Here is a 26,851-nt window from a genome sequence, read left to right as displayed (position 1 = left end):
CTATACCACTACGATATCCCTTTTATAAAAAGTGGAACGGGGAATTTGTTCGCAAAGAAAAGCCCGAAACGCGGGAGCGATCCGGGCATAAACGGTAGGTGGAGGTTATTACCAAAAAAGTTTAGAGGTGTTGTCAAGCGTACCTTTTTCCGATTTGATGTCGGAAGCCTTAAGGTTTAAAGTCGCGTCAGCAAGATTATAGCGGAGAGTGCTGATATCGCTTTGTTCAAAATCTATTGAGCTAGAAACAGCATCAATAGAAAGGGAGGTCCAATATAAATCGTTAATTCCGGCGGTGGCTTTAGCGTTTTTGAGAGTGATCTTTAATTCCTTTGACAGTGAAGCGTGGAGTTTGATCTGGGAATCAATGGCTATGATTTCTCTTATTCCATAGCCTTTGGGAATAACAAATTTGGCTATATCCAAAGGGGAGTTAGATGTAAACTTGAGTGTTATTGTGTCGCCTTGAACTGTTTGGCTAAAGTATTTCCGGGCTAAAAACTCGTTTTTATGTTCGTAATGGATTTGTGAGATAAATTCGTTATCGGAGTTTTTAGTGTAAATCTCTATTGGTGACTTGTTACCTTCTATACGGATTACTTTAAGGTGCTTGTCTTTGGTTTGATGACGAAATATTTGCGCATAGAGTGAGGCTTTAGTTTTTTTTTCACCTTTTATAATAAGTTCAGTGTACCCAGCGAAAAAGTAAACAAAAAGAGCTCCTATGAAATATAGAATGAGTTTGTTGCTAGTCTTCATTATGGTCATTTTTTAATTGGGCAAAGTGTAGAGAGATCTCTTTGTCCGTGATTCCGATCAAGCGTGCTTGATGTAAAAATTCAGGAATTATTTTATCGAAGAACTCCGCCTTCTTTTCTTGCAAAATGCTGTCTTTGGCGTCTTCTTTCACGAAGTATCCTATGCCCCGTTTATTTTCTATGATGCTGAGGCTTTGTAGTTCTCCAAAAGTTCTCATAATAGTATTTGGGTTTACGCCCATTTTGGACGCGAATTCCCGTACGGAGGGGATCTTCTCGCCAGCCTTGTACTCTCCACTGATTATCCTTTCCTTGATCGTATCGGCCAGCTGTAGATAGATGCCTTTTGTCGTTTGGAATTCCATAAGCGTTAAGGTTATACTTCTTTTTCTTTAAGCTTGAAATAAGCGGAGCAAATCAAGACGATGCTGAATGAGCAGGTGATGAATAGTGGCAAGATGGCTTTTGAAGATTCTGCTTGGGAAAATATCATCGAAGTATGCTCAATTCCCATTTCGTAGCGCTTAATGCCTGAGTGCATATACATATAGTCCCCCCAATTGAATAGAATAATAAAGATGGCAACAACGGCTAGACTTTTAAGTAAAGCTTTTTTTCCAAAATGGACTGTACCCCAAAAAAGAAAAGTAAAGTATAAGATCGGGACTGAGGCAAGAAAAGACTTTATGAAGAAGTGATAATCCATTCTATAAGTTCGTTTCCAAAGACTGCTGTCGAAGAACGAGTATGCTTTAAATTGAAAGTCCTCATACACTAAAGACATAGTGTATATGACTAAGTCCGAGAGTAAGTGAAAAAGAACAGGGAATAAAAGGATAAAAAGTACAAGACGAAAAACTACCTGGCTTATAAACTTTTCCAAAGTACTTGCAGGGACCAAAAGGTATTGTTTTGTACTGTTCTCCTTGCGGAAAGAGGAAAATGCTGTTCCTGCGATTAGGGTTCCAAAGATGAAAAGAGACGAGAGAAAATAGCGTTCAACTTGCTCTTTGATAGTCCAAGGTAAAGTCTCGAGAATTTTGCTCGCTTTAGCCATATCGTTTTGACTGAAAGCGTTCAGGTGCCTTTCAATGGCGCTTTTGATAGGGAATCCATAGAACATGAAAGCGAAGCCAGTGAAGATTATAAGCGCCAGTGCTATCCATTTAAGATTCGGACGAATCTCCATCGCCAGCAACCGCCCAAATCGTTTAAAATTAAAAGTATTATCCATTTGCGTAAGCTTTAGAAGATTCGAGTTTGCCGTTGATTGTGGCGTTGAATAAAAGTTCTAGATCCACCGTGGAGCTTTCGCCGGCGGAGGCGCACATGTATTTGTGGCCGTTGGGGACTTCCTCGGCGTATACGCAGTCGAGATGTTCGGGCAGGTGGCCTTGGCCGAAAAAGTACTTGGCCTCAAGATCGAAGAGTTCCTCGTTGAGCTTAACGTCGCCTTGTTCCAGAATCATCACCCGGTCGATGAGGTTCTGCAGGTCGGCGGTTTGGTGCGTGGCGATTATTACCAGCTGGTCTTCGTCAAGCGTGCCGGCCATCACTTTGCGGAAGATGGCTTTGGAAGGAATATCCAGCCCGTTGGTCGGCTCGTCGAAGAGCATGATTTTGCACTTGGTAGCGAGTGCGAAGGCGATCTGGAACTTTTTGCGCTGACCGAACGACCAATGGCTGAATTTCCGCGCTTCGGGCAATTCGAAAGTCTCGGTGAGCTCGGCCATTATTTTGGTGTCGAAGGTCGGGTAGAATGGCGCCATCGCTTTTACGAAATCTTGTGGCGAGGAAAATCCGGGTTCGGCCTCGTCCGGCAAGTAGTAGATCGAGCTGAGAAACGAGGGTTGCCGTTTGCCGGGGTTGTGCCCGTTTACCGTAAGTTCGCCGCCGTGCGGGCGCTTGAGCCCGGCCAACAGGCTGAGCAGAGTTGTCTTTCCTTCTCCGTTTTTTCCCAAAAGTCCCACAATGCTTCCCGCACACAAAGAAAAAGTCAAGTCTCTAAAAATAGGCGAACCGGCTTTGTAAGCGTAGTTCAGCTGATTGACTTGTAACATGAATATTGTTTTAGTGTTCTACTTAACCAGTACAGTGTAAATGTTCGGGTTTAATCTTTGAAAAGCAAGTGTGGTCTTGTTTTATTTTTAAATGAAATGGAAAACGTTAAATTTTTTGACAGGCAGAAAAGGGTGTAAACAGAAAATCCCGGACGGGAAGTACCTGTCCGGGATTTTGGTGATGGGTGTTTTGCGGAGCTATTACATCTCGAATCCGCCACCTTCTCCACCGCCACCGCCTTGGTTCTTGCTACGCTTCGGACGGTAGTTATTAATGCGGTAAGTCAGCGTAAGGGCCACGCTCGGCTGGCCTTCATATCGGCTCATCGACGCGAAGTCGGGGCCGTATGAGGTGTACTCCCACTTGAAGGAATTCAGAACGTTGCGGGCCTGAAGAGTGGCTGAGAACTGTTTGTCCATGAAATCCTGCTTTACGGCGAGGTTCAGGTAGAAAAACGATTCCCGCTCACCTTGCGTGGACTGTCTTCCTGACATGAATCTAGGAGTCACTTGGAATCGGATGCTTTCCGTGATCAGGAAGTCGTTGCTCATTCTGAAATTGTAGTAGAAATCGCTACGGTCGAATACCTGTTCCTTGTAGCTTCCGTCGAGGTCATAACCGCTGAAAGTTCCCGAAAAGCTAAGGCTCCACCACTTGAACGGATCGGCGTTCAGCATCAGTTCCAGTCCGTAGTTCGACTCGATACCCACGTTGGTTCGGGTGTTCATAAAGATATCGCCGTCGGGATTTTGCACCGGGTCGTTCCACACTTCTTTGACAAATTCCGTCCGGTTGTTGATCTTTTTGTAAAACGCTTCGGCCGAAACGCTGATTGCGTCGAAGTTTTTGGTATAACCCACTTCGTAGGAATCCACGTATTCGGGCTCGATTCCCGGATCGCCGATACGCACGTTGTAAGCGTCCATATAAGTTGGGAACGGCTCAAGCCAGTGGTTTGCCGGGCGGTTGATACGCCTTGAGTAGCTGGCCATCAACTGCTGTTCCGCCGGAAGCTGATACGAGAAGTGGGCCGTCGGGAAAATATCGAAACGGTCGATTGTTGTCTCGCTGTCAACGTTCACAAGCTTGGTCTGGCGGTAAGTGTACTCGCCGCGGAGGCCGAGTTGGTAACCGAATTTGTCAAGCTCGCCGGCAAAGGTTCCGTAGATGGCGTGGATGTCTTTGGTAAACTCGTTTAGGTAGCTGTACTTTTCGTTCAGTTTCCAGTCGGCGTCCGGAGCGGATTTGTTGAAACTGCCGTTCGTCTCGTCCGACCGGTTCATGCGGACCTGGTATCCGGCCTCGAACTTGGCGTGTTCGCCAACGGGGCGGGTGTAGTCGATCCTGTAGCGGAACGAGTGGTCTTCGCTGTCTTCCGTGCTTCGTTGGGCGGCTTCGTCAAATACCGTTTGTTCCCGGTCTCCGTAAGTGTAAGTTTGGTTGTCCTCGTCGCCTTCGGAGTAGCCGTAATGGGCGCTCATGCTCAGTTCGTGGCCAGATTTGGCGTCGAATTTATGAACGTAGTCGAAGTCGAGGGAAGCGTATTTGCTACTGCGGATTCCGTCGTCGGTGTTAAAGGTCAGCGGGTTGTCTGCCGGTGTCCTTACGCCATCCCGAATAAGGTAGTTGCTATACAGGTACTCGTTGTCGTTGACGTTTTCCCTTTTTCCGCCCGCCATCATCAGCGAGAAGCGGTTCTTTTTATTTGGAGTAAAATCGATACCGCCTTTCAGGTTAAAAGACTCGGATTCGCGGTTTCTGTCGCCGTCTGTGATACGCAGGACGGTGTCTTGGCCGAAGGTCGTGTTTTCCGAGTAACGGGTGCCTTTGCGTTGATTGCTGTTAAAGTCGCCGCCCAAGTGGTAGGTGAACTTTTCGTTGGCTTTGTAGCTGAACATGGCGTCGGCGCCGTAACGGCCCGGATAGCCGGCGTTGACGTTTGCCACACCGCTGAATCCGCTGGCTTTTTTCTTCGTGATGATATTGATGATGCCGGAAGTGCCGTCAGGATCGTATTTGGCCGACGGGTTGGTGATGATTTCGATATTGGCAATCATCGAAGCCGGAATCTGCGACAAAGCGTCGGAGCCTTTGAACACGCTCGGGCGGCCGTCGATAAACACGGTGAAGTCACTGCTGCCGCGCAGGCTTACGTTACCGTCGATATCCACTTCCACAGAAGGGACGTTGTCCAGAATATCAACCGCCGAGCCGCTTAGGCTTGTCACCATTTTGTCTACGTTAATGACTTTCCGGTCGATCTTGTATTCCACCTCGGGTCTGGTGGCGGTCACTTCCACCCCTTCCAAAAGTTTGGCTTCCGAGCCCAGCTCGATTACGCCCACGTCGGTTACGAACCCGCGCACGTTAATGTCTTCTAAGCGGACGGTCTCAAAGCCCACAAACTTGGCTTCGATATCGTAAACGCCCGGTTTTATTCCTTTCGCTACGAATGCGCCTTTATCGTCCGTAATCGCACCGCCCACCAGGCTGTTGTCTTGTGCGAATACGGCTATTGTGGCGTAGCTTACAGCTTCGCCCGAGCCTTTCTCAACTACCTTTCCTTTGATTTGTCCTTTTACGGCTGGTTCATTGGATCCATATGTGTTTAGGAAACTTATCGTCAGTGCGATAAGTACCCAAAAGCTCGTCCCCTTCTTCTTGATCATGACTCCCAGTTCTTGTCAGTTGTGATGTAATATTGCGGTAAAAATGAATTACAGCATCAATACGGAGACAATGTAGGATAGAATATTAAAGGAAATTTGAGGCATTTAGCTCTAAAACAATAAAAGATTTGGCTAAGTCCAGATAATTATAAGCGGAGTTAATTTTTGAATATTTTTGTTATTGAGACCAATTAAAAAGTCAAAGGAGTTTCCTGCTATGCCGTTTCAGCTTTTGCTCTGTAGCCATGCTTGATCAATGAATCTATAATGGCGTTTGGAGTCATTTTTATCGAACTGACAGCAACGTCCGTGACAAGAAAAGAGGGCATTTTTTGTGGTGTCTAAGTTTCTTTTCCTTAGTGGAAACTAACTTCTAGTTCCTTATAATGATCCCAAAAATTAGGGCGAACATTTTGAGCCCCAATACCCAGAATAAAAAATCAAAGTCAGCCATTCCCCTATTTTTGTTGAAAAATAGACTCATATACTTATTTTTGAAAGAATAGCCCTAGTAATTATATTTTTCGGGAGCTGTTTTTTTGATTTCTTTTTTATGGAAAAAAGCGGATCCATGCGTTGCACCAATTGTTACAGAAATCTGGACGGAGACCCTGACTTTTGTCCTTATTGCGGACAAAAACAACACTTGACAAGGTTGACTTTCAGCCATGTAGTCCATGATTTTGTGGGAAGTATCCTCAATATTGACAAAGGATATTTGCTTACGCTCAGGATGTTGTTGGAAAAGCCGGGTATAACTATCAGGCGTTTTATTTCCGGTCAACGGGTCCGGTACTTGCCTCCGATCCGTTTTTTTGTCCTGAGTATTTTCTTGGCCATTGTCCTAAGTTTCTTGACAGGGTTGTATCATAAACCCGCAGAGGTTCAGTCTACTTCCTCGTTAGATGCGATAGAGGAAGCGCTGGTCATGGGAATCCAGAAATTGGAAGGGAAAAAAGAGGAAGGCCTAAAAGACTGGGTTAACGGTACGCTTCGGCCGGCCCATGAATTCTACAAGAAGCACGAGATCTATTTTCTCATAATCGGAATATTTATAGTCGCTTATAGTATTCATTTATTGGTGGGGCGCAAACGTTCCTTTACTTATGTGGAAACCGCTTGCGTCTGGCTTTACGCTTCGGGAGTAACCAAGATTATTGAGAGTGTCACCGATGTCGCTTCCACGTTTTCGGGTATTGGCCGTATGCTGTTACTGGGAGGGGTTGTTTGGCTGTTTTGGCCGAAAATAAAGAGGAAAGCTTTACGTTGGAAACGCGAACGACGTTATTGGAAAATCACCTTAGGGGCTTTATTGGTCCTAATGTTTCTCTCGCAAGGCAGTGATCTGTTGCCGACTGTCGTAGGCGCTTATTTTATTTCCAGAGTATATAACTTAAGCGCTTTACGGTCTTTTATGATGTTTTTGCTAGTGTACACTATCTGCGTGGCCTTCTTTGTGATATTGGCGACCATTGCCGGTTATGGCGTGTTCTATTACCATCCGTGGTCATCTTGACAGATAAAATGACGGAGTTCTCCTGAAAAACATTCCAGCTGTAGCCTTTAGATTTCGTTTTGGGTTTGATTTTTGGCACTAATGTCGAAAACGATGACTCCATGACACTTACAAGACGCCAAGCGATGAAAATGGGCGTGGCTGGTTTAGCCGGTTTGGCCCTTTCTCCGACAAATTCCTACGGAAGGTATTTCAGGATTCTCGAAGAAAACAAGAAACGGGGCATGGCTCCCGAAGACGCCGTGTGGTTAGTTTTTAACGTCAATCCGCTAGGTTCTTCAAACAAGGCCTATGACGTGATGCGACGGAGTGTCCGCCTGTCACACCATTACGGGGAGTATCATGGTTATGAGCTTCTGCGTAACCTGCACGAAATGCACGGCCTCAAGTTTTCCGATATGGAAAATCCTGACAGCTATTTTGCCCGTTACGCCGCCTTTAATCAAAATCCTATAATGCTCGGTTTTGGAGGGACAGAGTTCTTACAAGCCATTGCCCGCCACGCCAATGACCAAGGCGGTAATTATGTGGAAATCCAACCCACTTATGGAGAGATAACCGGGACGATTAACCGGTTGCCGAAAGTAAGGATAGAGCGCCGATCTGTTCACGAAACTGTTGGTCACGAGGCCAGTCCGGAAGAGATTTTAGCAAAAACCGACCGCAATACTCGCCTTATCCATATCATAAACCCGAGTAATCCTACGGGAAGAGTCTACAGCCCGGAGGCTCTGGTATATCTTATGGACAACAAGCCTCCGGAAACACTGCTTCTTATCGATGAGGCGTATATCCACTATGCTCCTTCAAACCGGGTGAAATCGATGATAGGCGAGGCCGTTTCACGGGAAAACGTTGTGGTGCTACGAACCATGTCCAAGGCTTATGGTTTGGCGGCTAAGCGCGTGGGCTATATCGTTGGCAATCCCGAGACTTTCAAAAGTATGGCCCTCAGGCCCATGGGAGGATATTACCAGAATCCTGTAGCCATGCTAATGGCCAAAGAAGCTTTGGGAGATAAGAAGTTTGTGGAGAAATCTGTGAACCATGCCAACAGTGTAAAAGCCCGTTATTTGGATTATTTCGCTGAATTGGGCTTACGTCCTCGTCCAAGCGCCACGAGTTTTATGTGGGTGCACACTGACAGGGATTTGTCTGGGGTGGTTAGAGAATTGGAAAAGGAAAATATCTTTATCAAAAGTGGTCACCAATACGGGGAGCCTAACCATATCCGCGTTTCGATAGGAACGAACAGGCAAGTGAACCGCTTCTTCAATATATTCCGTGACAAGATGAAAGGTTAGAACGATTTTCTAGCCACGATATAATAGGCGTTTGTAATTAAGTTTTCAGTTGTCTCTTTTTGTTAGCCTTGCGGACTCGTTCCGCAGGGCTTCTTTTTATTCCAACTTTATGGCCCCTCTGTATTAGTCTTTCAGCTTTTCTTAGACTTCAGAATGCTTGTTCAAAGCATTGAATAATGTTGCGTTAGCGTCTATAAAGCGTTTTTAGAATCAAAGAAAGTCCATACCGCACCGGCCAGTAACATAGTGTCTTTTAGCAATGACTGCCCGCCGCCAGTAAGGGCTGGAAAGCCCAATCCACTGACCGTTATGCCAGGCGTGGTAAATAGGAAACTCAGGGTGGTAAGAAACATCAGTACGGCGCCCAGACTACCGAAAATAGAAAGCTTGGGGCTGGCGGGTTTTATGGCCAACAGCAAAGCGATCAGGATTTCGGTACCGCCAAACAGCGCCGAGACCTGTTTGACATCGGCTATGGAATACAGCCACGAAAGGAACGGGCTGTTGCCGACAAGGCGTTGAATGCCTTCAGCTTCGTATGTATAGAATTTTAGGCAACCGATCCAGAAAATAATCAGGACCAAAGCGTACCGGATCAAAACTCCGGCGGGATTTGTGTCGGTTTTCATATGCTTATGGCATCGTTGTTGTATTTCGATAACCCGAACCGAGCGGGCTGGTTCAAAACGAAAGCCGAAACCCGGAAATAGAAATTATTTCTGGATTCTTCCAAACAAAGTATAAGTCAGTCTGTTAACTGTTCATCTTTTTCCTAAAAATAGCCTAAACCAAACAGAGATTATATGAGGAACTGATCTACGCGACACTAAATTCTTTTAAATACTATGAAGCGTAAGATTGGAGAAGACGGACAGTTGATCCGTCGTTATCTGTTAGGTGACGAGAAAGCATTCTCACTTTTGGTGGCTAAATACCGCACGAAAGTTTTCACTACCATTTACCTTATCGTTCGAAACCCAACCGATGCGGAAGACCTCACTCAGGAGTGTTTCCACAAAGTGGTGCAGGTGCTGAAATCCGGCAGGTACCGTGACGAGGGACGATTCCTGCCTTGGATGCTCCGTATAGCCCATAATAAGGCCGTGGATCATTACCGTAAGGTGAAAAACCGTCCTGAATATGCCGTGGAACAATTCCCAGAATGGTCGGAAAGCCTTAAAGGTTTGGAAAAAAGCCCCGAAGAATTACGGATTGAAAAGGAGCGTGTAGCCATGCTAAACGATTGGATAGAGGCTTTGCCAGACAAGCAAAAAGAGGTGTTGAGAATGAGAAGTTTCCGAAGAATGAGCTATGGAGACATTGCGGAAGAGACAGGAACAAGCGTCAACACGGCTTTGGGAAGAATGCGTTATGCTATGAAATTCCTTAAAAAAGCGGCCCTTTGTCAGGCCTAAAAACCTTTCCCGATATTATTTTAAGCAGGAAAAAAGCCGATCCATTGTGTTATGGGGATCGGCTTTTTCGATTATAGTGTCGGTTGTCTTATTCGTTTCCGTTCCAGATATCCCAAGAGCGTTCGGCTTGAAGGTGAAGCATTTCAAGGCCGTTTTTAGCCTTGGCTCCCCTGTCCGTTCCCTTTTTCATAAAAAGGGTTTCCTCGGGATTATAAACCAAATCATACAGGTAATGTCCCCCGCCTATACGGTCGTAAGGCAGGTCGGGGCAAGAATCCGTATTCGGAAGCATACCCAAAGGGGTGGTGTTTATTATCAGGCGGTATTCGTCTAACAATTCAGGCTTGGCGTTCAGGGAAGCGTAATCCAGCGTATCGTCCGAAGCCGTCCGGCTTACGAATTTAAATTCTACATTTAGGTCTTCCAAAGCCGTTTTTACCGCTTTTGAAGCGCCACCTGTTCCCAGTATCAGCGCCTTAGTCTCGGAAGGGTTGATGTCCATCCAATCTTCCAAAGACTTTTTGAATCCGTAATAATCCGAATTGAACCCTTTTGTTTTTCCATCCTGTATACGGATGACGTTTACTGCTCCAATGCGTTTCGCACTGTCGTCAATATCGTCGAGTAAGGGAATTACTTCCTCTTTGTAAGGAATAGTCACATTGAGGCCTTCGAGAGACTTTTGCTCGATCAGCAGACCGGGAAGCTGTTTGATATGGGCGAGTTCGAAAAGTTCGTAAAGGCAATTATCAAGACCTTCTTTTTCGAATTTGTCGGTGAAGTATTTCTTGGAGAAGGAATGTCCGAGTTTGTATCCGATCAATGCGAATTTTCTCATGCTCAAACTGTTTTTTTGGAAGCGAAGGATTCGAAAACGTAAACAACGATGATGGCGCCGAGAGCCAAAGCCAAGGCTTCGAGCGTATGTGCGGAACCATCGTGGAGGTTAGCGTAGGTTTCCGGAAGGATGTTCTGTTCCACTAGGGGTACTTCTACACCTTTGCTGTTCAGGCGGGTTTCGAGTACTTGTTTCCAAGGCCAGATCTTATTGAGCGAACCAACCATAAAACCGGCCAAAACGGCCACGGTCATGTCATGAAAGCGTTTGAGTGTCCAAGAAATAAACCTTGAGAAAGTCAGCAAACCGACCAGACACCCTAAGGCGAAGATCAGGATGGTAGTGACATCGAAGGTTTTCAACGCATGCATTACGAATTTGTATTTCCCCAAAATCAGCAACAGAAAACTGCCGGAAATGCCAGGCAAAATCATGGCGCAAATAGCGATAGCGCCCGAGATAAAGAGGAAAAACGGCGAGTCCGGTGTGGTAGCGGGAGTGAGGGAAGTTACGGCATATGCGATGACGGCCCCAATCAACAAGGCGAAGGCTTTGCCCGCCGACCAACGGCGAACCCGTTTGGCTACCAAGTAAGAGGATATAATGACTAACCCAAAGAAGAAAGCCCAAATCTGGACGGGATGAGTTTCGAGAAGGCCGTGGATTATTCCGGCGAATAGAACCAAACTAGTAGCGATACCGCCAAGCAAAAACAACAAGAAAGTGCCGTCCACATGCTTCCAAAGCTTTGCGATTTTTCCGTTGAAGAGCCATCGTAGCGCTTCGGCGTCAATGGACTTGATGGCGTTGAGTAACCGCTCGTAAATGCCTGTAAGCAATGCGATAGTTCCGCCAGAAACTCCGGGAACTACGTCGGCGACGCCCATAAGAACGCCCTTTAGGTACAGGACTAAGTGTTTTTTGATTGTGTTCATGAAGAAAAAATTTGTCCATGGCCGTTGGCTTCTCATCACGAATGGATTGGCCACGCTTCCGACAAAGATAAGCCCCTTGGCGGATAAGGTAAAGCATTTGCGAAGGGCTTTTCGAAAGCTTCGGGTGAAGAGATCGGGCCACCGTATTTCGCATTGTAAAAAATAAGGTCCCAAGGATTCTGAAAAGAGGGGAGAAACGATTAATGTAATTTCGCTTCCTCCCCAGTCTGATGTTTTACCTCAAAATCAAACGAGTGTTTTTTGTCCCTTGGTTTGTCGTGACCGAAAGGGTGTAAACGCCTTTGGCGATATGTTCCAGATTAATGCTGAATTTCCTTTCAGTCGAAATGCCATTTGAAGCACCGGATACGATGGTCTTGCCTTCGGGAGTGATCAGGCTGTAACTTACTTCGGTGGCTGACTCAAGGGCGATGTTTACCGTTCCGTAGCTAGGGTTCGGGTAAGCAATGATCTGGTAGTCATTTGCCGTTCCCAAGATTTTACCGCCAGTGAATATTCCGCTTTCGATGACTTGTAACGGGCGCAACGCGTCAATTTTTCCCCAGCCCCAATAGTTGCTCCCCGTTTCCGGAATCATGCCTGTAAACATGTCTTGTGTCGGGTACATTCTCATTAAGGTTTTCGCTTGTTCAGGACTTAAATCGGGTTTGGCTTGTAACCAGAGCGCCATTATCCCAGCGGTCATAGGAGAGGCCATGGAAGTGCCCTGCAAGGCGGCGAAGTACCAAGTTTTTTCCCCTTCCCGGACATTAGCCACTACGGTTGAATTGTCAGGGCCGTAGCTCGTATCGAAAGAATTAACAGAAGATACCACGACATTACCCGGAGCGGATATTTCCGGTTTTAGCCTACCGTCGGCTGTAGGGCCGTGGCTGGAAAAAGCGGCTAATGGTCCGGTATTAAAAGATCGGGAAATCCATTGGCCTTGGAGATTAAAGTACCCGTTTTTGGTGGAGTAAGCCCCTACGGTAATTATGCTGTTGCTTGTACCGCCTATTTCGCCAATCGTAATGTCAGTATCGCCTGCGCTAAAGCCCGGCAGGCTCGTTCCGGAAGCCACTTGGTTGCTGAAGGTCGCTCCTCGTCCATTTCCGCCGTTCCAAAGATCGACCTGGCCTGGAGTAGCCGAAAGCTCCAAGGAAATGTATAGATCTGGTGAAAAGTTGACTACCCAAGCCACAAAGTGGGCTTTGTCATTGAGTTTGCTCGCTTGTTCGCCTGAGATTTCAATTTCAATCTGGTTTGTGCCAATGTTAATGACAGTGTCGAGTTCGTTTGTCACGGCCAAATCTATACGAGGAGTATGGGCAAGCAGGTCTCCGGATTCATTGAAAATTTTGACAGCCAAAGCCAAGTCCTGCCCGGGTTGTCCCCAAATATCAGAGAAGCCGTAGCCGTAGTTAGCGCCAGTTTGCTCGAAAAACATCAAGGTATTGAGTTTGTCGTCTTCCTGAGTGAACTCTTTGCGGATATGCATAGGTTTATTGCCCTCGTTGCCAGCAGCGCCAACCAAGAGTTTTCCGGCTCCGCTTAGTTGGTCAAATATCCGGTCTGTTGTGGAGGTTCCATCCCTAGGGCCGAATTCGGACCCTAGACTCATGTTGATTACTGCGGGCTTTCCCGCTTTTTCAGCGTATTCGAAGATATAGGCAACCCCGTCCGTAACACTTGTGGAAGAACCGCCTAACTGGACCAAAACTATTTCGCTGGCGAGCCCGACTCCTTTATAACGGGCCAATCCCATCCCGCTACCGGCGGCGATTCCCGCTACGTGTGTGCCGTGCGAGCTACCTGTTGACGAGAATTTTGCTTTTAGAATATCTTCGGCGCCGACCAGTTCTGTGCCGTAATTAAATCCGGAAGGAGGAGTGCCTTTGCTGTCTTCCATGTTCCAAACCCTTGAAATCCGTAGATTCCCTCGGTTGTCCCGAAAGGTCGGGTGGGTATAATCGAAGCCAAAATCCAGAACACCCACGATCACCCCTTCGCCGGTATAATTACGGCTTAGGCCTTCTCCGTTTTGCACTTGGTCGACATTTGACGCTTTTCGTGCGAAATCCAGTCTGGGTAGTACGTGGAAATCCGCTTGGATATATTCCATCCCTGGGAGTGAAGAGAGTTCCGGGAAACGTTCCAAAGATATTTGAACGCTCCATAAAGTATCCGAAATAATTCGGACTTCACCACCTAAATCACTGACAGCACTTTGGCTGGCTACGGTTGGGTCCACGTATATGAACGCCCCTATAAAAGTATTTGCGATTGTCGGGTTGTCACTTTGTTTTCTCAAAGCGTATTGTTGGAAAAACGGCTCCATGTCCTGCCCGGATTCTTCTTTGAAGATTTCCAGATCGCGAACCAAGATATTGGACCAAGGCGACATGTTTGGCTTGGCCTCTTTTATCATGGAACGATCGTTGTCGGTTGGGATCGACGTTTGCCATTGGCCATGTGTCGCTACATTGAGGGCGATTGATAACCACAGACATAAACCGAGTATTCGTAAAGTCCGAATCATATTTTAGCTGTTCATTTCTTGTTTACCTATTAGGGTTAACCGCAAGGTTGCTCTCGTGTTGAAATTTTTTGATTTAAAAATTGATAATAGCGTGTTGATTCTTTTGGTTTTCACTCAAAAACAATGGTTTACTATTGTAAAAGAGTCTTGGTAGAACTTAGACTCGCTTTTTGAAGTTCCTATCTAGAAAACAAAGATTCGAAGAAGATGGGAAAGTGTAATTTGATTCTGGCTTTGGTGATGGCAATGGTGTTTTTCTCATGCTCCAGCAATGACAGCGACGGTTCTGGAGATGTTTCGGTACAGAAATCGTTGTTGGCGGGAAACTGGAATGTGACCTCCTTGGCCGTAATTATGGATTCTTACGACTCTGAGGTTGCGATGCCCCGAAGCATGGTGGAGAAGACCCTTGAGAAAGAAGCGAATCTGATGGCCGATATGATTGGCGCCTCTTTTGACGAGGATGGAACCGGAGCGATGGCCGGCGCCTCAATCGACTGGAAACTGCCCGAAGAGGGAAAGTTGGTGACAGAAAATGCCCGAAGTCAATCCGGACATTTAAAAATGTACGGGCTCTTGGACCAAAAAGCTCACACATGGGAAATCGTGTCCATTTCCGATTCTCGGATGGAGTTGACAACTCCCATAGAAGTTCATAACGGTAAGACCATGGATATTGAAGGACGCCTGCGTATGGTTTTGGAAAAGCTCAGTGTTAGCCGGAATGAGACACTAAAACAGATGAATGGTACGCCGGTAACAGAAGATCACTTGAAAGGCTTATGGCAATTGGCCGAAGCTTCGCAACAAAGCTCCCAATTACGGACCGACATGAGTTTTATGGAAAAAGCACTTGTGGACATGATGTTGGAGGCGTTTACCGGCGATCATTCGATGATACTTGATGACAATTCCGGAATGGTCAGCTCATATGCGGCGGCATTGCCAAAATGGACTCTAGCCCCCGAAACGATGACGATTATTGCGAACGCAGGTCAGGTAAACATGTTTACCGAAAATGACGACAGTATCGACTTGGCGCAAACAGAGGAATTGACAATTAAAATTATGGACTACGAGGTCAATAAGGCCGTATTGGAGCTTAATTGGCCGGTAAAAAAGAAAAAGGACGGTGTTGATACTTTTCAGGATATGAAACTACGACTAGTGGTGGCCCGGTAGAATGAAAAAAAGCCAAGGGAGTGAACCCTTGGCTTTTTTGTCTTATTGGCCTTTGCCCAATATTCTCCTAAGTTTAAAAGCGATCAGTACTTGAAGGCGTTTTAGGCCTTTTGGACGAGTCACTCTTTTTACGCCTGCAAATGAGTCTAGACCTGCGTATTCTATTTTTTTGCCCAAAGCGGCCAAAAGTACCGGTTCCAAAGGCACTCCCGACGGGTCTGAGGTCCGGTTTAGACCATTGAAAATGGCGATTACCGAGAAAATTTCAACCATTCCTTTTTGGCCAAATACCTTTTCGATTTTTGGTCGAAGTTCCGACAAGCTTTGCGGTTCTCGATTTGCCTTTTCCGCAATTTCAAGCAAAAAGTCAGCATGGGGAACGTTACTGTCTTTTCCTTTTCCGTAAAGGAATCCGAAATCACCGGATTGACCGGCCTTCTTGGCGGTAAGTGTGAATATGGCGCTATGTCCCGCCGCGCAGTAGAAGCATTTGTTGATGGCGGAAGTCTTTGTCGCCAAGATTTCGAGTTGTGGCCGACTGAGTGCTTTGTTTTTCCAGACCTTGTCGAAAAAGCTGTGCTTTTCCATATACATGGCATCCACCAAAGTCCGGCGAAGCGTATTGTCGTAAGGCAGGATGCTTAGTGCCCTTGATACGTTTACCAGTTGGAGGTTGTCCACGGCCTCTTGCGTTTGGCGAATCCAGGCTCCGTTATCTACCAAATTATCGGGATAAGATTTTAACGCGTCGCCATGTTGGGGAGAGGAAAGCGGAATATGATCCATTCCCAAATATGTCGTGAACAGGTCTATCGGCATCAATAAAATAACAATGGCGATTAGTTCGGCATAAGGGCCTTCGCCTATTTTATCGATAACATCCACGGCCCATTTTCGGTCTAGATCTCCTGGTTCGGTCACTATTCGCTCTATGGTATCGGCAACCAGCGGAGGGATTAGGCCTTCATAACTCTGTGAGGATAGTTCGGCTACAGACTTTCTTTTGCGATCGAATATTTCCGGGCGTTTAGCGTTACGGATGATTTCTACCAAGGCGGCTTTTTCCTTAGCGTTCCACCAATATCCGGGCTCGGAGAGCCGTTCCCATATTTGGTTAAAAATGAAGATCCGGTGCTTGTCTACGGGAACAGGGAATGTGGATTCGTTGAAAATTTCCCTGATATCTGTACTGCCCATCATTTCGCAAGTTTGTGTGAAATTATACCTCCAAACACGACTGTGTCTGAATGAAAGAGGGCAAAATAAAACGTACGATTGTTAAATCATACGTTTTATCTAAGCTTTCGCCAAAAAATACAAGTTTAAGCCTTTTCAGGTAAATAGTGTTTATGTTGTTCTAATCCTAAGGTAGGCTCGGATCAGAGTCCGGCTTTTTCTACTGCTTTGTTGATTCGTTTAACAAGTCCCGGGCCTTCGTATATAAAACCGGTGTAGATCTGGATCAAAGAAGCGCCGGCTTTTAGTTTGTCAATAGCGTCCTGCGGGCTCATTATTCCTCCAACACCGATAATCGGGAAGCTTTCGCCTGATTTTTCGTGCAGATAACGAATAACTTCAGTAGACCTCTTGGTAACAGGCGCTCCGCTTAAACCGCCCGCTCCAATGTTTTCCACCTTGTTTTTGTCAGCGGTCAGGCCACTGCGGTCGATGGTGGTGTTGGTGGCGATCACTCCGTCAATACCAGTTTCCCCGACAATCTCAATAATGTCGTCGAGCTGACCGTCGGTCAAATCCGGAGCGATTTTGAGCAGAATCGGTTTGGCTTTCGGCTTGGCCTCGTTCAATTTCTTAACCGAAGAAAGGAGTTCTTTCAAAGGCTCTTTTTCCTGCAAAGCCCGCAGGTTTGGTGTATTCGGCGAGCTGACGTTTACCACAAAGTAATCGACATAATCATACAGCGCTTCAAAACACTTTTCGTAGTCTTCCGTGGCCCTTTCGTTTGGCGTCACTTTGTTTTTGCCGATGTTTCCGCCCACAATCACTTTCGATTTTCGTGCGCGGAGCCTTTTCACAGCCTGTTCAACGCCTTGGTTGTTAAAGCCCATGCGGTTAATCACGGCTTTGTCTTCCGGCAGGCGGAACATTCTTGGCTCAGGGTTTCCAGGTTGTCCCACAGGAGTCAAGGTTCCGATTTCGATAAAACCGAAGCCCATATTGGCCAGTTCGTCGATAAGTTGCGCCTCTTTGTCGAGGCCTGCCGCCAAACCGACTGGGTTCGGAAAACGTATGCCAAACACTTCCCGCTCAAGTTTCGGCGATTTGTAGCCATACGCGGCTTTGATAATGGAACCTACGCCAGGAATGGAGCTGGCGCGACGAATCCATCCGAAGGTAAAGTTGTGGGCGGGTTCCGGATCGAGCTTAAAGAGTATCGGACGTACGATGTTTTTATAGAGGTTCACTGTTGGATGTTCGGTTTGGTTTGGATTAGGTTTCGTTAAGGCAAAAAAAAGTCGCTACGGAAACTAGTTCCGAGCGACATATATTTTTTAAGCTTCGCCTTCGGCTTGCTCACCGCCGGCGTCTTCTTCAGCCGGCTTGTCGAGAACCTCAGGACAGCGGGCGAACAATATTTTGTACCAGCTGACAAGCTTTTTGATGTCCGAGATATAAACGCGCTCCTCCTCGTGGTTCGGAAGGATGTGCTTCATAAATGCGCGAAGCTCCTCTTTTGAGGATTTGTTGCCTACGCCCGGGTCGTCGCCGAATTCTTCTTTGATTTTGGCGAAAACATCCTGCAAAGGCACTGAGCCTTCGGCGTCGGTTGTATAGATAGATATCTCGTGCAAAACGGATACGCGACTAGTGGCGCTGGCCACCATACGGCGTTTTGTTTCGTCAAGTGCTTCTACAATCACTCCCGAACGGGTCGGAGCGACAATGTGGAACAGTCCTCCCTTTCCGGAAATGGACGCGATTTCTGAAAGTTTCATAGTTCGGTGCTAATAGCTTTCGTTAGTGTTTTTGGCTATCCGCCGTAAAAAGCGGACGCAAATCTATTTTTTTTCAGCCGTTTAGCCATACAAACGGCCTTTTTTTAAATCTTTAATCTTCGTCGATTTCGAACTCGCCGTTGATTTCCTCGATGAAATCCAGCACTTCGTCGCGACCGGTCTTATGTGCCGACGACGTCAGGAAGCAAGGCGGAATGTTCTCCCAGTCTTTGGCAAGAGCCTTCCGGAACTTGGCCATGTTCGATTGCGACTTGTTTGGCGACTGTTTGTCGGTCTTTGTGAAAATCATGGCGAAAGGCAAACGGTTCTCGCCCAAATAGCTGATAAACTCCAAGTCGATTTTTTGGGGCTCATGCCTGGAATCGATAAGCACAAACACGCAGGCGAGGTTTTCCCTGTTTTCGAGATAATCTTTGGTCATCTTCGCCCACTTGCTTTTATCCGTCTTGCTCACCTTAGCCCAGCCGTAGCCCGGCAAATCGACCAGATACCATTCGTTGTTCACGATGAAATGGTTGATCAACTGCGTTTTTCCCGGTCTGCCGGAGACTTTCGCCAATTGCTTGCGTCCCATAAGCATATTGATCAAAGAGGATTTCCCTACATTTGACCTGCCGATAAACGCATATTCCGGTTTGTCTGCCTTCGGACACTTGTTGAAATCGGTGTTGCTGATTACGAACTCCGAGTGTTTTATCTTCATGATTTTCTTCTTATTCGGATAGAACCGGAGCGCAATTTACGAAAAGCCCGCGACTTCAGGACTACGTTTTCGGTTCCGGGCCTTTTCCGGTCTTCAAACAGAAACTTTTAGAAGAGGCCAGACGCCGGAAATATGCCAAAAGCGAAGGAAAATCGCTGAATTATTTTGTAATAGAATAGAGAAAACTATATGTTATTTTTAATAAAATTATGAAGATTTATTAGTAGTTTCGAAGGGAACAACCGCATCGGGCACTTTTGCTCCGCCGTTTTGCCCCGTTTTATTATCAGTCCGAGGAGAGGAGTTGTTTACTCTGCGGGTACGTTTTTCTGCTCAAAAAATTTTTCTACAAGAAAAATCCAAGTGCCAAAGCCCACGTTTTGAACTATTGGCTTTCGCCGAGAAACGGTTTTGCTTATTTTGGACGATAGAATTGGATAGATCTAAATTTTAAGACATGCGAACGAGATTGCTTGTTTTTCTGTGGGCATTGCTCGGCTTTGCCGTACAACTCAAGGCCCAAAACCAGGACGATGAACGGGAACAGGCCAAGAAGGAAGCTGAGGCGATTATCCAGATGGCGAAAGAAATCATGGAGGAAACCCGTGTGCTTACCGTTCATCGGGAATTGTTCGAACAGGCCGCTCAGGTGGATCCCGAGAATATTGAGGCGAACTTTATGGCCGGAGACCTTTATCTTCAGACGGTCAACAAGCACAATGCCGTGGATTACCTTCTTAAGGTGTACAAACTGGACCCTAATTATCGTTTTGATCTTTTGTATAAAATCGGCCAAGCATACCATTTCGGTTACGACTTCGAGAATGCGGAGAAGTATTTCCTGAAATATAAAAAGCTGGTGGAACGTGATGTTAATTACCGGGGCCGGGACCGCGTCTTGGTAGAGGAAGTGAACCGAAGGCTCAAAGAATGTAGGGCGGCGATGCGCTACAGAGCGAATCCCGCAAATTTCAAGATTGTGAACATGGGCCCAATGATCAACTCCGAATGGCCGGACTACGCCCCTGTGTTCAACGCCGACGAAACGATGATGGTATTTACCTCCCGCCGTCTCGATGGTAACATTAACGAGGATGTGGACGAGGATAACTTTTATTTCGAAGATATTTTCATTTCCGAGAAAAAGGATGGGAAATGGCAAATAGCCAAAAACATCGGCATTACGATTAACACCCGCTCGCATGACTCCAACCTGACGCTTTCGCCAGACGGTAAGATTCTGTTCCTGTATAAGTTTATGGGCGACAATGGAGATATTTATTACTCTGACAGAAAGGATGACGGAACCTGGACGGAACCCAAACCTCTGCCTGGCAGAGTGAATTCCTCTTATACGGAAAGTTCGGTATCTCTCTCGCCAGACGGTAAGACGCTCTATTTCGCCAGCGATAGACCCGTCGGTTTAGGTGGTCGCGATATTTACAAGGCTACTAAGAACCGCAAGGGAGAATGGGAAAAAGTGGAGAACTTGGGAGAGTCTATCAACACTGAGTTTGATGAGGACAGCCCGTTTATCGACTATGATGGAAAGACACTTTATTTCAGTTCGAGGGGATTGGATGGAATGGGTGGTTATGATATTTACCGTTCTGTTAAGAAAAGGAAAGGCTGGTCTGAGCCTGAGAACTTGGGGTATCCGATTAATACGCCGGATAATGACAGCTTTTTCGTAAGTACCAAAGACAGCAACCGAGGCTATTATTCATCGGTAAGAGAAGATGGTTACGGCTATGAAGACCTTTATATGGTGGCCTTGCCAGATTTTGTAGAGGAGCCGACGGATATAGAGAAAAAAGGAGTTGAAGAAGTGGCGACAACCTTGGATGCGGAAGATCCTGAGGAACAGGAAGGCGTTACTCCGGAGGAAGTACCTGCTCAACGTCCGGTTAAACTGGTTGTGCAGATCGAAAGTTCCGAATCGGGAGAAGCGCTTGACGCCGATCTTTCGGTAGTGGACCAAAGTTCGGGAGAAAAATTCTTGTTTAGTCGTTCAGGAGGAAATTATGAGCTTACGTTGTTGCCTGATTCACCGATGAACGTGGAGGTAAATGCGCAACGTAAAGGTTTCGCTTACGGGCGTATCATGGTAGAGCTTCCGGCTGCGGGCCAAGATCCAGTTGAAATCCGGAAAACGATTTACTTAAAACGACTGGAAATGGGCACACGCAAAGTGTTGCGTAATGTCTATTTCGAATCGAACAGTAGCGTTCTGCGCCGGGATTCCGATCCGGAGCTTAATCAGCTTTTGGCAATGTTGAAAAGCAACGCGTCGGTGTCGGTAGAGATTTCAGGCCATACTGATAGACTTGGTTCGAAGATCTTGAACCAAAGGCTGTCCGAGAAGCGTGCTAAATCTGTTGTGAATTACTTGATCAAAAAAGGAATTTCCGATTCGCGCCTCAAGGCTGTTGGCTACGGAGAAACCCGTCCGTTGGCTTCGAATGACGACGAAAAGGAAGGACGCGAGCTTAACCGCCGTGTGGAGTTTAAAGTGATCAAAGCCAATCCGGCATTGTAAAGAACCTTAAGCGGAGCCGGAGCTTTTCGGCAACCCGCTGACCTATAAAGCCATAAAACACACCCAACCGGGTGTGTTTTTTTGTGCCGGACTATACTCAAGTTGGTTAGGAACACGTATTTGATTATAATTACACTCTGGAACTGGGCGCTAAAAACAAGCATAAGCCACACCCGGGCAAAACGATTCGCTATAATGGAAGTACTACCGTACAAGGATAGAACAGAAGGGAAAAAGGAACAAGTCGCTGGAATGTTCGATAATATCAGCAAAAAATATGATTTGCTGAACCGTGTATTAAGCATGGGTATTGATGTCTATTGGCGCAAAGTAGCCGTTAATATATTAAAGAAACGATCTCCCAAAACGATTCTCGATATCGCCACCGGTACTGGCGATTTCGCTTTGCAAGCTTTTAGGGGCGCAAAACCCGATAAGATTATCGGAGCGGATATTTCGGCCGGAATGCTTGAGGTCGGTCGCCAAAAAGTGGCCAAAGCCGGCTTGAGCGAAAAAATTGAGATGAGACTCGGGGATTCTGAAAATCTGGAATTCGAAGACGAAAGTTTTGATGCGGTGATTGTCGCTTTTGGTGTCAGGAACTTTGAAAACCTTGAAAAAGGCCTTGCCGAAATGCGGAGAGTTTTGAAGCCGGGCGGACAGGTGATCATTATCGAGTTTTCGCAACCGGCATCGTTTCCGTTCAAACAGATATACAATTTTTATTTTAAGCACATTCTGCCGGTTATCGGAAAGATGGTTTCGAAAGACAATTCCGCTTATACATATTTGCCGGAGTCTGTCAACGCTTTTCCGTACGGGCAAAACTTCCTCGATATACTCGATGGAGTGGGATACAGTAAAGGCGTATGCAAAAGCTTAACATTCGGGATCTGCTCTATTTATACGGCAGACAAATAACTTTGACTTCGGTAATGGTCGTTATCTTGGCGGCCATTACTTGTGGTGACCTTATGGCTCAGCGCCGTAACAGGAAAGCCAAAAAGCCACGTTATACAAAGCTAAACCTTCCCAACTACGATCAGAGGAAGTTGCATTATGGCTTCTTGATTGGAGTATACTCTTCCAACTTTGCGGTCCGTTATGCGGACGCCTATAACAACACCACGAAATACGATGGTCTTTTGAATGTGGAAGCCATCCCTAAGTATGGATTCTCCTTGGGTTTTATCGGAAACCTGAAGATCGCTGACTTCTTTGATGTTAGGATAACTCCGAAAGTTGATTTTAATGAATTCGAATTGCGCTACCGATTCAAGGACGGTGCGGAATCGGATTACCTTACCGACAGGGATTTGGTGGAAAACACTATGGTCTCTATTCCGGTCCTCTTGCGGTTTTTGTCGCAACGCAGGGGAAATTACCGCATGTATATGATCGGAGGTTTGGCTCCGTCTTTTCAAGCGTCTGGAAAAGGGGGGGAGGACGTAGTGCTGAATATCAAAAAGACAAACCTTACCGCCGAGTTCGGCTTTGGGGCTGAGTTTTATATGCCATTTTCTAAATTTTCGCCGGAACTGAGGTTCTCGTTAGGACTTTTGGATATGTTGGACGATAACCCAGAGCGTAATGTGACAGGCGCTATTGACAGATTGACAACGCATAGTATCACGCTGTATCTACAGTTTCATTAAAGATGCTAAGGCCTCTTGTTTTTTCAGATTGTAAGAAAAAACGTAAAAACGAGAGGTAATTTTCCCCTTCCTTATAACAACAGCCCCGTGTCCGCTTGTTTTATATGAAAACAAGTAACAAGACTTATGCAAAAGGAAATCTATTCTCTAGAACTTGAAACCGTACTTTATCACGTAGATCCAGAAGAAGAAAAAGAAGAGGAGGAAGTAGAAGAGGAAGAGACTCCCGCCACTGACTATGATGGCGATAACTTTGAAGAAGATTCTGAGTGGGTTGATAGAGGGCGAAAACACAACGCTTAATAGTGCTGCAGAAAAATCACGACGAGCATTTGTAGCTCAAATCTCAACAAAAAAACAGCCAAATCAAGAAATGGATTTGGCTGTTTTGTATGCTCGAACTTGATAGGCTTCCCTATTGTTTAGGAGTCTCTTGACCTTCGGTGGATTTTTCGATGGTGATAGTCAAATGATCATCACCTTCTTTGTTATCGGCCACTATGGTGTCACCTTCTTCTAGTTTGCCACTAAGGATTTCCTCTGCTAGAGCGTCTTCCAAGTATTTTTGGATAGCTCTGTTTAGAGGCCTTGCTCCATACTGTTGGTCGTATCCTTTTTCCGAGAGGAAGTCTTTGGCCGCATCAGTAAGAGAAATTGTATAGCCCAATTCTTCGATTCTCTTGAAGAGCTTCTTCAAGGTGATGTCGATGATCTTGTGGATATCCTCTTTTTGCAAGTGGTTGAACACGATTACGTCATCGAGCCTATTGAGGAACTCAGGACTAAATGCTTTACGAAGTGCTTTTTGTATAGTTGACTTCATGTGCCCGTCAGCAGTGTCCTGTCTGGCTTGTGTCGCAAAGCCAATGCCTGCTCCGAAATCTTTTAAGTCGCGAACACCAATATTGGATGTCATAATGATAATCGCATTTCGGAAGTCAACCCTTCTGCCTAAACCGTCAGTCAGGATACCGTCATCCAAAACTTGCAATAACAGGTTGAAGACATCCGGATGGGCCTTTTCGATTTCGTCCAAGAGAATAACTGAGTATGGCTTGCGTCTGACTTTTTCAGTCAGCTGACCTCCTTCTTCATACCCAACATAACCTGGAGGCGCTCCAACGAGACGAGAAACGGAGAATTTCTCCATATACTCACTCATATCGACTCGAATCAGTGAATCTTCTTTGTCAAACAGATATGTGGACAAAACTTTCGCCAATTCGGTTTTTCCTACGCCTGTCGGGCCTAAGAAGATAAACGAACCGATAGGTTTTTTAGGATCCTTTAGCCCCACGCGTGTGCGTCGGATAGCTTTGACTAGTTTATTAATCGCAGAGTCTTGTCCAATTACACGAGTATTCAACTCTTCGGCCATGCCGAGTAGTCTTGCGCTTTCGTTTTGGGCTACCCTTTTCACCGGAACTCCCGTCATCATGGCGATTACCTCCGCCACGCTTTCTTCATCGACAGCGTAGCGCATTGTGCGGGTTTCTTCTTCCCATGCCTTTTTGGCTTGGTTGAGTTGCTCAATGAGTTTTTTCTCATTGTCTCTCAAACGGGCAGCCTCTTCGTATTTTTGGCTCTTGACTACTCTATTCTTCTCTTTTTTAACATCTTCAATCGCTCCCTCTAGTTTTATAATATTGTCAGGAACGTGAATGTTGTTGATATGTACTCTGGCGCCGGCTTCGTCCAAAACATCGATAGCTTTGTCAGGAAGGAAACGGTCGCTGATATATCTGTCGGATAACTTCACACATGCGGCAATAGCCTCAGGCGAGTAGTTCACATGGTGATGTTCCTCGTACTTGTCTTTGATGTTGTTTAATATCTCGATTGTCTCCTCAGGTGTAGTGGCGTCAACCATTACCTGTTGGAAACGACGGGCGAGCGCACCGTCTTTTTCGATATACTGGCGGTATTCGTCCAGTGTAGTAGCACCGATGCATTGGATTTCTCCACGAGCCAGCGCCGGTTTGAACATGTTAGAGGCGTCGAGAGATCCGGAAGCGCCACCGGCTCCAACGATGGTGTGAAGCTCGTCAATGAAAAGGATGATTTCAGGAGATTTTTCCAGCTCTCCCATCACCGCTTTCATTCTCTCTTCGAATTGCCCTCTATATTTTGTTCCGGCTACCAACGAAGCTAGATCAAGCGTAACAACGCGTTTCCCGAACAAAACCCTTGAGACTTTGCGCTGGACGATCCTTAAAGCGAGACCTTCTGCAATGGCCGTTTTACCAACACCGGGCTCACCAATGAGGATTGGGTTGTTTTTCTTTCTACGGCTAAGGATCTGGGCTACTCGCTCGATTTCTTTCTCACGGCCAACAATAGGATCCAGCTTACCATCTTCGGCCATTTTGGTGAGGTCGCGACCAAAATTATCGAGTACTGGAGTTTTGGATTTTTCGCCTCCTTTAGAAGAGCTGTCTCCTTTGCCGGATGAGGGAAGGGAACCGCCACCGGTACCGCCAATAGCGCTACCCAAAATGTTGGGAGCAGTGCCGTCTTTGGTCTCGTCTTCGGATTCCGATGGATTGGTGTTTTCCATCTGGTACTCCAGCAATTCTTTAATCACGTCATAATTGACGTCAAATTTCTCAAGAATTTGAGTGGCTATATTATCATCGTCCCTCAGAATGGACAAAAGTAGGTGTTCTGTTCCTATCAGGTTGCTTTTAAATATTTTAGCCTCAAGGTAAGTGATCTTAAGCACCTTCTCAGATTGCCTTGTGAGGGGTATGTTCGCCCTGTTGGGAGCTACAGTCAAAGCCGTATCCTTGGTGGAACGTTCTACCATATCCCGAAGGTCTACCAGAGATACCCCCAGCTTTGAGAGGAGGCTTATAGCCACACCTTCACCTTCCCGGATCATTCCTAATAATAGGTGCTCCGTTCCGATGTAGTCGTGCCCGAGGCGGATGGCCTCTTCGCGACTGAGAGAAATGACTTCTTTTACACGATTAGAGAATTTTGCTTCCATACAGATCCGAGCCTTTTATGTTTACGCTTGGCCATGAGGGGGCCAAGGCCCTAACCATCATCGTAATTTTGTATTATTAATGAACGTCATTGTGGTTTTTTTGTTCCGTTTTGATCAAAGAGCTTTTGATGGTGGCATGTGCCGCAGGGCCCTCACAAAACAGTAGATCAATGACGCTTAAGTTCTTGACAAAATCATGCCCGAAAACCTGTGTATATGGTTTAGGCGTGATAATATTGTTGTTCTCGTAGTTTTTTTTCGGGTGAATCTTTGACCGAAAATCATTTAAACCGCTAACGGGAGGTTCCCAATATTTATCCGACAGTTCGAAATCAACGCTTATTCCCAGCAGACGAAGACAAGTGTTCAAAAGGCCCATATCGAATTCCAGAAGACTTTCCGGAGGGTTTTCGAAATGTGGCTTGAAGAAGTCCTCGTAGTGTTCGAAGAACGGGGCTTTACCGTACGCTGACTGGATCGATTTCCAGTGGTTTTTTGCCCAAGGGTCGTTTGTCGCGATTTTCATTTCCGACAAGGGAGCCTTGCGCCTGTTGCCGAAACAGATCGGAATCGATAGGTTAGCCACCTTATTAGCGGTGAGGATACGACAACGATTCCTATATGATTGTTTTTCGTAAAATGCGTGTTGGTCAAATATGACTTTTTCTGCACGTAACAAAACAGCGAAATATTCAACCGGAGGCAAATATTGCGGCTCTATTAATATTGTTTCACTCATTGGTAAATTCCCTACTGTCCTTTCTCCGCTTTTC

23 protein-coding genes are annotated in these 26,851 nt (G+C 46.2%); 8 read left to right on the top strand and 15 right to left on the bottom strand.

Going from position 1 to position 26,851, the window contains the following annotated elements; all coding sequences use genetic code 11:
• Window positions 1-108 precede the first annotated feature (108 nt).
• The 5 genes from AABK39_RS17890 to AABK39_RS17870 all read right to left on the bottom strand — a co-directional run bounded on the left by AABK39_RS17890 (window position 109) and on the right by AABK39_RS17870 (window position 5,488).
• Window positions 109-759, bottom strand: coding sequence for a hypothetical protein (locus AABK39_RS17890; protein WP_338392681.1), 651 nt, complete (start codon window positions 757-759; stop codon window positions 109-111).
• Window positions 749-1,123: a GntR family transcriptional regulator gene (locus tag AABK39_RS17885; RefSeq protein ID WP_338392680.1), complete on the bottom strand. Its 375-nt coding sequence runs from the start codon at window positions 1,121-1,123 to the stop codon at window positions 749-751. Before AABK39_RS17885 ends, AABK39_RS17890 begins: the two co-directional genes overlap by 11 nt.
• Before the next feature lie 11 nt (window positions 1,124-1,134).
• Window positions 1,135-1,992: a hypothetical protein gene (locus AABK39_RS17880; RefSeq protein WP_338392679.1), complete on the bottom strand. Its 858-nt coding sequence runs from the start codon at window positions 1,990-1,992 to the stop codon at window positions 1,135-1,137.
• Window positions 1,985-2,818 carry an ABC transporter ATP-binding protein gene (locus AABK39_RS17875; protein WP_338392678.1) on the bottom strand — a complete coding sequence of 278 codons (834 nt, stop codon included), beginning with the start codon at window positions 2,816-2,818 and terminating at the stop codon, window positions 1,985-1,987. The genes AABK39_RS17880 and AABK39_RS17875 overlap by 8 nt, the downstream gene beginning before the upstream one ends.
• Window positions 2,819-3,019: 201 nt before the next feature.
• Window positions 3,020-5,488 carry a TonB-dependent receptor domain-containing protein gene (locus AABK39_RS17870; protein ID WP_338392677.1) on the bottom strand — a complete coding sequence of 823 codons (2,469 nt, stop codon included), beginning with the start codon at window positions 5,486-5,488 and terminating at the stop codon, window positions 3,020-3,022.
• Window positions 5,489-6,059: 571 nt separating this feature from the next.
• Between AABK39_RS17870 and AABK39_RS17865 the strand changes: the two genes are divergently transcribed.
• Complete coding sequence (locus tag AABK39_RS17865; RefSeq protein WP_338392676.1) at window positions 6,060-7,004, top strand: DUF3667 domain-containing protein; 945 nt, start codon at window positions 6,060-6,062, stop codon at window positions 7,002-7,004.
• A gap of 101 nt (window positions 7,005-7,105) precedes the next feature.
• The gene (locus AABK39_RS17860) at window positions 7,106-8,308 is read left to right on the top strand and encodes a pyridoxal phosphate-dependent aminotransferase (protein WP_338392675.1); all 1,203 of its coding nucleotides are present in this window, start codon (window positions 7,106-7,108) and stop codon (window positions 8,306-8,308) included.
• Between the two features lie 191 nt (window positions 8,309-8,499).
• Here AABK39_RS17860 and AABK39_RS17855 read toward each other — a convergent pair whose 3' ends face one another.
• On the bottom strand, window positions 8,500-8,937 hold the full coding sequence (locus AABK39_RS17855; protein ID WP_338392674.1) for a YkgB family protein: 438 nt from the start codon (window positions 8,935-8,937) through the stop codon (window positions 8,500-8,502).
• Window positions 8,938-9,153: 216 nt separating this feature from the next.
• Here AABK39_RS17855 and AABK39_RS17850 point away from each other — a divergent pair, with 216 nt between their 5' ends.
• Window positions 9,154-9,723 (top strand): RNA polymerase sigma factor, encoded by a 570-nt coding sequence (locus AABK39_RS17850; RefSeq protein ID WP_338392673.1) that lies wholly within the window; start codon window positions 9,154-9,156, stop codon window positions 9,721-9,723.
• 88 nt (window positions 9,724-9,811) lie between these two features.
• Here AABK39_RS17850 and AABK39_RS17845 read toward each other — a convergent pair whose 3' ends face one another.
• The 3 genes from AABK39_RS17845 to AABK39_RS17835 form a co-directional block, all read right to left on the bottom strand.
• On the bottom strand, window positions 9,812-10,561 hold the full coding sequence (locus AABK39_RS17845) for a shikimate dehydrogenase family protein (RefSeq protein ID WP_338392672.1): 750 nt from the start codon (window positions 10,559-10,561) through the stop codon (window positions 9,812-9,814).
• Window positions 10,562-10,563: 2 nt separating this feature from the next.
• Window positions 10,564-11,496, bottom strand: coding sequence for a DUF368 domain-containing protein (locus tag AABK39_RS17840; protein WP_338392671.1), 933 nt, complete (start codon window positions 11,494-11,496; stop codon window positions 10,564-10,566).
• A 235-nt stretch (window positions 11,497-11,731) separates the two neighbouring features.
• Window positions 11,732-14,035 carry a S8 family peptidase gene (locus AABK39_RS17835; protein ID WP_338392670.1) on the bottom strand — a complete coding sequence of 768 codons (2,304 nt, stop codon included), beginning with the start codon at window positions 14,033-14,035 and terminating at the stop codon, window positions 11,732-11,734.
• Window positions 14,036-14,242: 207 nt separating this feature from the next.
• Between AABK39_RS17835 and AABK39_RS17830 the strand changes: the two genes are divergently transcribed.
• The gene (locus AABK39_RS17830; RefSeq protein WP_338392669.1) at window positions 14,243-15,217 is read left to right on the top strand and encodes a hypothetical protein; all 975 of its coding nucleotides are present in this window, start codon (window positions 14,243-14,245) and stop codon (window positions 15,215-15,217) included.
• A 42-nt stretch (window positions 15,218-15,259) separates the two neighbouring features.
• Here AABK39_RS17830 and AABK39_RS17825 read toward each other — a convergent pair whose 3' ends face one another.
• The 4 genes from AABK39_RS17825 to yihA form a co-directional block, all read right to left on the bottom strand.
• Window positions 15,260-16,417, bottom strand: a complete 1,158-nt coding sequence (locus AABK39_RS17825) for an alkylhydroperoxidase-related (seleno)protein (RefSeq protein ID WP_338392668.1) — start codon at window positions 16,415-16,417, stop codon at window positions 15,260-15,262.
• Window positions 16,418-16,596: 179 nt separating this feature from the next.
• Window positions 16,597-17,640 (bottom strand): quinone-dependent dihydroorotate dehydrogenase, encoded by a 1,044-nt coding sequence (locus tag AABK39_RS17820; protein WP_338392667.1) that lies wholly within the window; start codon window positions 17,638-17,640, stop codon window positions 16,597-16,599.
• 87 nt (window positions 17,641-17,727) lie between these two features.
• Window positions 17,728-18,171, bottom strand: coding sequence for a DUF5606 family protein (locus tag AABK39_RS17815; protein WP_338392666.1), 444 nt, complete (start codon window positions 18,169-18,171; stop codon window positions 17,728-17,730).
• A gap of 112 nt (window positions 18,172-18,283) precedes the next feature.
• Complete coding sequence (gene yihA / locus AABK39_RS17810; RefSeq protein ID WP_338392665.1) at window positions 18,284-18,895, bottom strand: ribosome biogenesis GTP-binding protein YihA/YsxC; 612 nt, start codon at window positions 18,893-18,895, stop codon at window positions 18,284-18,286.
• A gap of 457 nt (window positions 18,896-19,352) precedes the next feature.
• On the opposite strand from yihA, the gene AABK39_RS17805 reads away from it, so the two are divergent.
• From AABK39_RS17805 to AABK39_RS17790, 4 genes are all read left to right on the top strand, one after another.
• On the top strand, window positions 19,353-21,434 hold the full coding sequence (locus tag AABK39_RS17805; protein WP_338392664.1) for an OmpA family protein: 2,082 nt from the start codon (window positions 19,353-19,355) through the stop codon (window positions 21,432-21,434).
• Between the two features lie 195 nt (window positions 21,435-21,629).
• Window positions 21,630-22,355 (top strand): bifunctional demethylmenaquinone methyltransferase/2-methoxy-6-polyprenyl-1,4-benzoquinol methylase UbiE, encoded by a 726-nt coding sequence (ubiE, locus tag AABK39_RS17800; RefSeq protein ID WP_338392663.1) that lies wholly within the window; start codon window positions 21,630-21,632, stop codon window positions 22,353-22,355.
• Window positions 22,304-23,089 (top strand): type IX secretion/gliding motility protein PorT/SprT, encoded by a 786-nt coding sequence (porT, locus tag AABK39_RS17795; protein ID WP_338392662.1) that lies wholly within the window; start codon window positions 22,304-22,306, stop codon window positions 23,087-23,089. Before ubiE ends, porT begins: the two co-directional genes overlap by 52 nt.
• A gap of 126 nt (window positions 23,090-23,215) precedes the next feature.
• Window positions 23,216-23,392, top strand: coding sequence for a hypothetical protein (locus AABK39_RS17790; RefSeq protein WP_338392661.1), 177 nt, complete (start codon window positions 23,216-23,218; stop codon window positions 23,390-23,392).
• A gap of 112 nt (window positions 23,393-23,504) precedes the next feature.
• On the opposite strand, the gene AABK39_RS17785 is transcribed toward AABK39_RS17790, so the two are convergent.
• Window positions 23,505-26,078 (bottom strand): ATP-dependent Clp protease ATP-binding subunit, encoded by a 2,574-nt coding sequence (locus tag AABK39_RS17785; RefSeq protein ID WP_338392660.1) that lies wholly within the window; start codon window positions 26,076-26,078, stop codon window positions 23,505-23,507.
• Window positions 26,079-26,154: 76 nt separating this feature from the next.
• The gene (locus AABK39_RS17780) at window positions 26,155-26,817 is read right to left on the bottom strand and encodes a WbqC family protein (RefSeq protein WP_338392659.1); all 663 of its coding nucleotides are present in this window, start codon (window positions 26,815-26,817) and stop codon (window positions 26,155-26,157) included.
• Between the last annotated feature and the right edge of the window lie 34 nt (window positions 26,818-26,851).

It is taken from the genome of Fulvitalea axinellae, assembly GCF_036492835.1.
GTDB lineage: Bacteria > Bacteroidota > Bacteroidia > Cytophagales > Cyclobacteriaceae > Fulvitalea > Fulvitalea axinellae.
This window is presented reverse-complemented; position numbering and strand designations above follow the sequence as displayed.